The organism is uncultured Marinobacter sp. (assembly GCF_963974375.1).
Lineage (GTDB): Bacteria > Pseudomonadota > Gammaproteobacteria > Pseudomonadales > Oleiphilaceae > Marinobacter.
Genome location: NZ_CAXBDN010000218.1, coordinates 1 through 7701 on the forward strand (window position 1 = coordinate 1; position 7701 = coordinate 7701).

7 protein-coding genes are annotated in these 7701 nt (G+C 57.9%); 3 read left to right on the forward strand and 4 right to left on the reverse strand.

The annotated features are described in order from the left end of the window. Nucleotides 1-563: alpha/beta fold hydrolase (locus AAC035_RS16110; RefSeq protein ID WP_339805937.1), on the forward strand; the 563-nt coding region annotated here is incomplete at its 5' end. Beyond that, a complete protein-coding gene (locus AAC035_RS16115) occupies nucleotides 560-1216 on the forward strand; it encodes an OmpA family protein (protein WP_339805939.1) in 657 nt (218 codons plus the stop codon). The genes AAC035_RS16110 and AAC035_RS16115, both read left to right, overlap by 4 nt. Before the next feature lie 88 nt (nucleotides 1217-1304). Here AAC035_RS16115 and serA read toward each other — a convergent pair whose 3' ends face one another. Next, nucleotides 1305-2534 (reverse strand): phosphoglycerate dehydrogenase, encoded by a 1230-nt coding sequence (serA, locus tag AAC035_RS16120; RefSeq protein WP_339805941.1) that lies wholly within the window; start codon nucleotides 2532-2534, stop codon nucleotides 1305-1307. A gap of 200 nt (nucleotides 2535-2734) precedes the next feature. On the opposite strand from serA, the gene AAC035_RS16125 reads away from it, so the two are divergent. Continuing rightward, nucleotides 2735-4126 (forward strand): FAD-binding oxidoreductase, encoded by a 1392-nt coding sequence (locus AAC035_RS16125; RefSeq protein ID WP_339805943.1) that lies wholly within the window; start codon nucleotides 2735-2737, stop codon nucleotides 4124-4126. Nucleotides 4127-4257: 131 nt separating this feature from the next. Here AAC035_RS16125 and AAC035_RS16130 read toward each other — a convergent pair whose 3' ends face one another. From AAC035_RS16130 to AAC035_RS16140, 3 genes are read right to left on the reverse strand one after another with little or no spacing between them, the layout of a single operon-like run. After that, the gene (locus tag AAC035_RS16130; protein WP_339805945.1) at nucleotides 4258-5586 is read right to left on the reverse strand and encodes an AarF/ABC1/UbiB kinase family protein; all 1329 of its coding nucleotides are present in this window, start codon (nucleotides 5584-5586) and stop codon (nucleotides 4258-4260) included. A gap of 35 nt (nucleotides 5587-5621) precedes the next feature. Next, entirely contained in the window at nucleotides 5622-6284 is a 663-nt protein-coding gene (locus AAC035_RS16135; protein ID WP_339805946.1) for a fumarylacetoacetate hydrolase family protein, read from the reverse strand. A 29-nt stretch (nucleotides 6285-6313) separates the two neighbouring features. Beyond that, nucleotides 6314-7606 (reverse strand): NCS2 family permease, encoded by a 1293-nt coding sequence (locus tag AAC035_RS16140; RefSeq protein ID WP_339805948.1) that lies wholly within the window; start codon nucleotides 7604-7606, stop codon nucleotides 6314-6316. Nucleotides 7607-7701: the final 95 nt, after the last annotated feature.

Sequence of the window (7701 nt, forward strand, 5' to 3'; positions counted from 1 at the left end):
GCACTGGTGGCGGTATTCTGATCGACTACCTGTTGTCGAACCGGCACAATCGGAACACCTCGGATTTCTGCGCAGTTGTGCTGCTGGCACCGCTGGTGCGTCCCGTGGGTTGGCTGGGTGCCCGGGTGCTGCATAGCGCCGCCCGTCCGTTTGTGAGGCGCTGGCGCCGGGCCTTTGCCGAGAACAGCAGCAACGGCCGGTTCCTGACCTTTCTGCGGGAGCATGACCCACTGCAGGCACGGGCGGTTCATGTCGACTGGGTCACAGCATTGCGGCAATGGGTGCCTCACATTGAATCGTCCCGTCCGGTAGACTTTCCGGTTACGGTTATCCAGGGTGAGAAAGACGGCACCGTGGATTGGCAGCACAACCTGAGGATCATCCGTAACAAATTTTCCTCAGTCGAAGAATTACGAATACCGGGTGGGCGTCACCATCTGGTAAATGAAGCACGTGATATGCAGGCAATGGTATTCAACCGAATTATCGACGCCTTTAACCGGTCCGCTGGTTGTCATGAGACTGACCAGCGCCGGGCAAATGGAAACAGGAGAACACTATGAAAAAAACGCTGATAGCTTTTTCGGTAGCTGCTTTTGGACTGACCGGCTGTATGACCTATGACCCTTACACCGGAGAAGAAAAAACCTCCAGTGCCACCAAGGGGAGCATTATTGGTGCCATAGGCGGTGCGGCTGTAGGTGCGGCTACGTCCAGTAGCAGTGACCGGGGCAAGGGCGCTTTGATTGGTGCTGCCGCTGGTGGTGCTGTGGGCGGTGGTATCGGTTATTACATGGACCGCCAGGAAGCGGAGCTGCGCAACAGGCTGGAAGGCACCGGTGTGCGGGTGGTGCGCAATGGCGATCAGATAGAACTGGTAATGCCGGGCAACGTAACCTTTGATGTCAACGAGTCCTCTATCCGGCCGTCCTTTACCGGTACACTGGAATCGGTCGCGCTGGTACTGAAAGAGTTCGACAAGACGATCATCCAGATTGATGGTCACACCGACAGCACCGGTGCCCTCAGCTATAACCAGCTGCTGAGTGAGCGTCGTGCCGGCTCAGTACGTGATTTCCTGATGAACCAGGGCATCGAGCCGCGTCGTACCCGTGCCAACGGCTATGGTCCGCGTTATCCGATTGCGTCCAACGATACAGCGGCGGGTCGTGAGCAGAACCGTCGGGTTGAGCTGACGCTGGTGCCCATGCAGTAAGGGCTCTGTCGGCAATGAAAAAACGGGCGCTCATTTGAGCGCCCGTTTTCGTTTGTGCCTTCCGCTATCGTGGAGGCTTGTCCTGCTTTCAGAACAGTACCCGGCAGCGAATGGTGCCCTTCACCTGACGCAGTTTTTCCAGCGCCAGTTCACCGTAGGCTTTGTCCACATCCACCACCACATACCCGATGTCTTCCTTGGTCTGCAGATACTGGCCACAGATGTTGATGCCATTCTCCGAAAACACCCGGTTGATTTCAGACAACACACCGGGCACGTTTTCGTGAATGTGCAGCAGGCGATGCTGATTGGGGTGAGAGGGCAGCGCAACTTCCGGGAAGTTGACGGAAGAAACCGAGGTGCCATTGTCGCTGTACATGGCCAGCTTTTCGGCAACTTCGCGGCCAATGTTTTCCTGAGCCTCAATGGTGGAGCCACCGACGTGAGGCGTAAGGATCACATTGTCGAATTCCCGCAACGGTGAAACAAATTCCTCGTTGTTGGACTTCGGCTCGACCGGGAAAACATCGATGGCGGCGCCGAGCAGCTTGCCGCTGCGAACAGCGTCGGCCAGTGCGTCGATATCCACCACGGTGCCACGGGACGCATTCATCAGAATGCTGCCGGGCTTCATCTGGGCGAACTGCTCGGCACCAAACATGTACTTGGTAGCCGGGGTTTCGGGTACGTGCAGGCTGACCACATCGGCCAGGTTCAGCAGCTCTTTGAGAGAGCCCACCTGACGGGCATTACCGATCGAGAGTTTGGACACCACGTCGTAGTAATACACGTCCATACCCAGAGATTCGGCCAGCACGCTGAACTGGGTGCCAATGTTGCCGTAACCGATGATGCCCAGCTTCTTGCCGCGAATCTCGTAGCTGTCCTTGGCGGATTTCAGCCATTCACCCCGGTGCGCCCTGGCGCTTTTCTCGGGCACGCCGCGCAGCAGCAGAATAGCCTGGGCCAGCACCAGTTCCGCCACACTGCGGGTGTTGGAGAAAGGCGCGTTGAAGACCGCGACACCACGACGGGTTGCCGCCTGGAGGTCTACCTGGTTGGTGCCGATGCAGAAGCAGCCGACTGTCACCAGCTTTTTCGCCGCCTCGAAGACGTTCTCGGTCAACTGGGTACGGGAGCGAATACCGACAAAATGGACATCCGCCATTTTTTCGATCAACTGGTCTTCGGGCAGCGAGGTCTTCAGATACTCAATATTGGTGTAGCCCGCTGCGTTGAGGGTATCCAGGGCAGACTGATGAACCCCTTCCAGCAACAGAATCCGAATTTTGCTCTTTTCGAGAGACGTTTGTGTCATTGGCTTGCTTCCAGACCTTTCGACGCGTCGTATGACCAGATAAGACCTGTGGCGCTGGCGCCAACGCGGCAACGGTTGGGCAGGCTCACAGAACAGGGGCGGTATGATACCATAAACGCAGATTTTCACAGCGCGTCGGAACATCTGCGTCTGACCGACCCGGTTCCGACTTGTTCACCGTTGATGAGACCAGAATCCTGATGACTCCAGAACAGATAATCACCACCCTGAAAACCCTCGTTGATGACGGCAAAGTACTCACCGATCCAGCCGACCTTGAGGCCTATGGCAAGGACTGGACCCGGCAGTTTGCGCCGAATCCGGTGGCCATTGTATTGCCAAAAACCACAGAGCAGGTGCAGGCTCTGGTGCGCTTTGCCAACGACAACCAGGTCGCCCTGGTACCTTCAGGCGGCCGCACCGGGCTGAGCGCGGGTGCTGTCGCCGCCAACGGTGAGGTAGTGGTGGCCTTTGATAACATGAACCGGATTCTGGAGTTCAGTGCCAGCGACCGTACGGTTCGTTGTCAGCCTGGCGTAGTCACCGAGCAGTTGCAGAACTTTGCCGAGGAGAACGGCCTCTACTATCCGGTTGATTTCGCCTCTGCCGGTTCCAGTCAGCTTGGCGGCAACCTGTCCACCAACGCCGGCGGTATCAAGGTGATTCGTTATGGTATGAGCCGCGACTGGGTGGCGGGCCTGAAGGTGGTCACCGGCAAGGGCGATGTGCTGGAGCTGAACCTGGATCTCGAAAAGAACAACACCGGCTACGACCTGCGCCATCTGTTCATCGGTGCCGAGGGCACCCTCGGGTTCATTACTGAAGTGACCATGAAGCTGACCCGTCAACCCACCAACCTGACGGTCATGGTGCTTGGGCTGGCGGATCTGACCAACACCATGGATGTACTGCAGAGCTTCCAGAAGCAGATCGACCTGACCGCCTACGAGTTCTTCTCGCACCAGGCCATGCAGCATGTGCTGGCCCATGGTCAGGTGCAGGCACCGTTTGAGTCAGAGGCACCCTATTATGCGTTGCTGGAATTCGAGGCGGTGTCTGCCGAAGTGATGGATGAGGCCATGGGACTGTTCGAGCAGTGTGTCGAGAATGGCTGGGTCGTCGATGGCGTCATCAGTCAGAGTGAAACCCAGGCGGCCAATCTGTGGCAGTTGCGGGAGCGGATTTCCGAATCCATTGCTCCGCGCACACCCTACAAGAACGACATCTCCGTGGTGGTCTCCAGGGTGCCCTCGTTCCTGACTGAAATTGACGAAGTGGTTCGTGAGCATTACCCGGACTTCGAGATTATCTGGTTCGGCCATATCGGCGACGGCAATCTGCACCTGAACATTCTCAAGCCCGAAGGTCTGGCGAAGGAAGATTTTTTCGAAAAATGCCAGCAGGTCAACAAGTGGGTGTTCGACATTGTCCAGCGTCACCGGGGCAGCATCTCGGCAGAACATGGGGTGGGCATGGTCAAGAAGGACTATCTGCAGTACACCCGCAGCCCGGAAGAGATCGGTTATCTGCGCGCTATCAAACAGGTGTTCGACCCTAACGGCATCATGAATCCGGGCAAGATCTTCGATTGATCCGGAGCCGGCGCTGTGGCAGATAGTACCTGTGGCAGATAGTACCTGTGGCAGATAGTACCTGTTGCAGATAGTACCTGTTGCAGATAGTACCTGTTGCAGATAGTACCTGGGGCAACGCCGGGCTTCGCTTAACGGGCGGGTTCGGTGCTGTCGTTACTGTCGCTCAGATAACGCCTCAGGCTCTCCCCGAAGGCGGCCTGCACGCCCAGCTCCTTCATGATCCAGTAGTGGCCGGCGATCATCCGGTCAATGAACATGCTCTCCACCGCCGGCTTGAAATGATCCAGGTAACGGAACACGGTATGGGTCTGGGCGGCGAAAGCCTTGTGGACCTCTGAATGGCGGAAATCGAACGGCTCATCGGTTTCAAAGGGCACCATCAGGATGCTGCGCCACAGGGCATACCATTCCGGTGCCGGCATGGGTTTTGTGGCCACCCTTGCACCGAGCTCGATCAGTTTCTGATCAAAGGTTTCATAGTCTTCGTCAAGAGCCGCTAGGAGGGCGTGCCGGTAGGCCACAACAATGGCTGGGCGCAGATTCTTGACGCAGCCAAAATCGTAGATGATCAGGGTGCCATCCGGCCGGAACGCGAAATTTCCCGGATGTGGATCACCATGAATGCTCTGGAAATGAAACAGCTGGTCGGCAAGTGCCTCGAACAGGCGCTTGCCAATCAGGTTGATGGTGTCCTGTCCGTAGACCTCGGCGCTGACCGCTTTCGCGTGATCGCCTTCCACCAGTTCCATGGTCAGCACCCGACGGCTTGAATGGCTGGCGATGACCGCCGGTATCCGTACCCAGGGGTGGCGGGTATGGAATGCCTGAAAACGCCGGATATTGCTGGCTTCCAGTTCGTAGTCCAGTTCTTCCCGGAGGCGCACCCGGATTTCCTCGAACAGCCGGTCAGCGCTCTCTTTCGGCATCTTCAGCAAGCCGCCCAGCTTCAGGGTCAGGCGCAGCTGCTTGAGGTCTGAATCGCAGGACTCGTCAACGCCGGGGTACTGCACCTTGATGATAACTTCGGAGCCATCTTTCATGACTGCCCGGTGAACCTGTCCAATGGACGCCGCGGCGTAGGGGACTTCGTCAATGCTTCCGAACAGTTCCTGCACGGGCTGGCCCAGCTCATTTTCTATTTGCTGCCGGATAACCTCGAAAGGCATCGGGGGTGCTTCTTTCTGGAGCCGCTGGAGGGCGTCGGAAAACTCTTTCGGCAGGAAATCCTGGGTCTGGGAGGCCACCTGGCCCACTTTCATGACCGCGCCTTTCAGCTCGCCAAGGGTATCGACGATCTGGTCGGCCATACGGCTGTAGTTTTCAGAGCGTTTCTGTTCGCTTTCCTGGCCAAGCATGCGCATGGCCCGTTGACCGGCATACTGACCGGCGACGCTGGCGGTCATGCCTGCAAGCTTGAGGAATCGACCACGACGGGATGTGACGGGTTTCTTGGACATACAACCGATACGTGAGCCACAGAGATTGGGATGACCTACTCTACGCCGGTTTCTACCTCAAGCCTACCGCTGAGTTCCAGTTTCAGGTGCTGACCGGACTCCAGGACGCCAACACCGGCCGGGGTGCCGGTGAGAACCACGTCACCGGGCAGCAGGGTGAAGGTTTCGCTGATATGGGCAAGCAACGGTAACAACGGCGTGATCATGTCCCGGGTGTCGCCCTGCTGGCGGATGTCGCCGTTGATGGTCAGAGAAAACTGCAGGGCTTCCAGGGAATCGAATTCACTTACCGGAACAAAGGGGGACAGCGGGCAGGCGCCGTCAAAGCCTTTTGCCCGTTCCCAGGGGTGACCGTCCGTTTTGAGTCGGGTCTGAAGCTCCCGGAGGGTCAGGTCCAGGGCAAGCCCGACACCAGCGATGGCGTTCAGGGCTTCGGTTTCACTTGCCCGGGTCAGCGGCCGGCCGATGAGGATTGCCAGTTCTGTTTCGTAATGCACGCTGCCCAGGTTGGCGGGAAGTTTTATGGGCGCTGTCAGCGGGCAGGCGGCCGTTGCCGGTTTGATGAACAACAACGGTTGCGGGGGCACGGGGTTGTTCAGTTCCCGGGCATGCTCGGCGTAGTTACGGCCAACGCAGACAATTTTGCCAGGGGTGGAGCCGGTGGCAGTGCCGTCTTTCCATTGATGCTGATAACTCATTGTTGCTTGCCTCCGGCGACGGATTCGGTTCATTCCAGGAAAATGAACTTGAGTACGAAAATGACGGCGATCAGCACCACACTGACGTTCAGGTCAGACCAGCGTCCGCTGAGGGCCTTGAGGGTTGCGTAGGTAATGAACCCCAGGGCAATGCCATCCGCGATGGAGAAGGTCAGCGGCATCATCAGGGCGGTGACCACGGCGGGCGCTGCATCGGTTACGTCATCCCAGTCGATCAGTTTCAGGCCGGCGGTCATCAGTACGGCAACATAGAGCAGTGCCGGTGCTGTGGCGTAGGGCGGAATCACACTGGCAATGGGTGAAAACAGCAGGCAGGCCAGAAACAGCAGTGCGACAACCACAGCTGTCAGGCCGGTGCGGCCACCGGCGGCGATACCGGCAGTGGACTCGATATAACTGGTGGTGGTCGAGGTGCCCAGAGCGGCACCGGACATGGTGGCGACCGAATCGGACATCAGGGCACGGCCCAGACGTGGCAGTTTGCCATCCTTGTCCAGCAGTCCGCCTCTTTGTGCGGCACCGATCAGGGTGCCGGAGGTGTCGAACAGATCCACGAACAGGAATGCAAACACCACCGAGATCATGCCGATGTTCAGGGCGCCGGCAATGTCCAGTTGCATGAAGGTGGGTGCCAGGCTCGGAGGCGCCGACATCAGGCCATCGTACTGCACCAGGCCCAGGGCCATGGCAACTGCGGTGATCAGGATGATGCCGATCATCACCGCGCCGGTGACCTGGCGGAAAGACAGGGCGCAGATAACCGCAAAACCTGCGAAAAACAGAATGGCTTCCTGGGACTTGACGTCACCGAGGCCCACCAGGGTAGCGGGATGGTCCACCACAACGCCGGCATTCTTGAAGGCAATCAACGCCAGAAAGAAGCCGATGCCCGCAGAAATCCCGAACCTTAACGACAGGGGTATGCTGTTGATGATCCATTCCCGGACCTTGAAAATACTCAGCAGGAAGAACAGGAAACCCGACAGGAATACGGCCCCCAGTGCCACCTCCCAGCTGTAACCCATACTGCCAACAACGGTGAACGAGAAAAACGCGTTCAGCCCCATGCCCGGGGCAAGGGCAATCGGGTAATTGGCCCACAGGCCCATGATCAGTGTGCCGATAACAGCGGCCAGACACGTAGCCACAAAGACCGCACCGAAGTCCATCCCGGTGGAAGACAGGATCGAGGGATTGACCACGACGATGTAGGCCATGGTCAGAAATGTGGTAAATCCGGCCACCACTTCCCGTTTGACAGTTGTTCCGTGAGCTCGCAGTTGGAACAGTTTTTCAAGCATGCAGGACAGCCTCACAACAGAATCAGGTTCTGGCCATTGCTGGCCGGGAAGGGTGACAAACGCGTAATGGTACGGGCTAGCGGTAATCCAGCCAA

Bases quoted from the DNA above. Each gene is read 5' to 3' on its own strand.
- serA (WP_339805941.1), bottom strand. From the start codon at position 2,534: ATGACACAAACGTCTCTCGAAAAGAGCAAAATTCGGATTCTGTTGCTG.
- AAC035_RS16130 (WP_339805945.1), bottom strand. From the start codon at position 5,586: ATGTCCAAGAAACCCGTCACATCCCGTCGTGGTCGATTCCTCAAGCTT.
- AAC035_RS16115 (WP_339805939.1), top strand. From the start codon at position 560: ATGAAAAAAACGCTGATAGCTTTTTCGGTAGCTGCTTTTGGACTGACC.
- AAC035_RS16135 (WP_339805946.1), bottom strand. From the start codon at position 6,284: ATGAGTTATCAGCATCAATGGAAAGACGGCACTGCCACCGGCTCCACC.
- AAC035_RS16125 (WP_339805943.1), top strand. From the start codon at position 2,735: ATGACTCCAGAACAGATAATCACCACCCTGAAAACCCTCGTTGATGAC.
- AAC035_RS16140 (WP_339805948.1), bottom strand. From the start codon at position 7,606: ATGCTTGAAAAACTGTTCCAACTGCGAGCTCACGGAACAACTGTCAAA.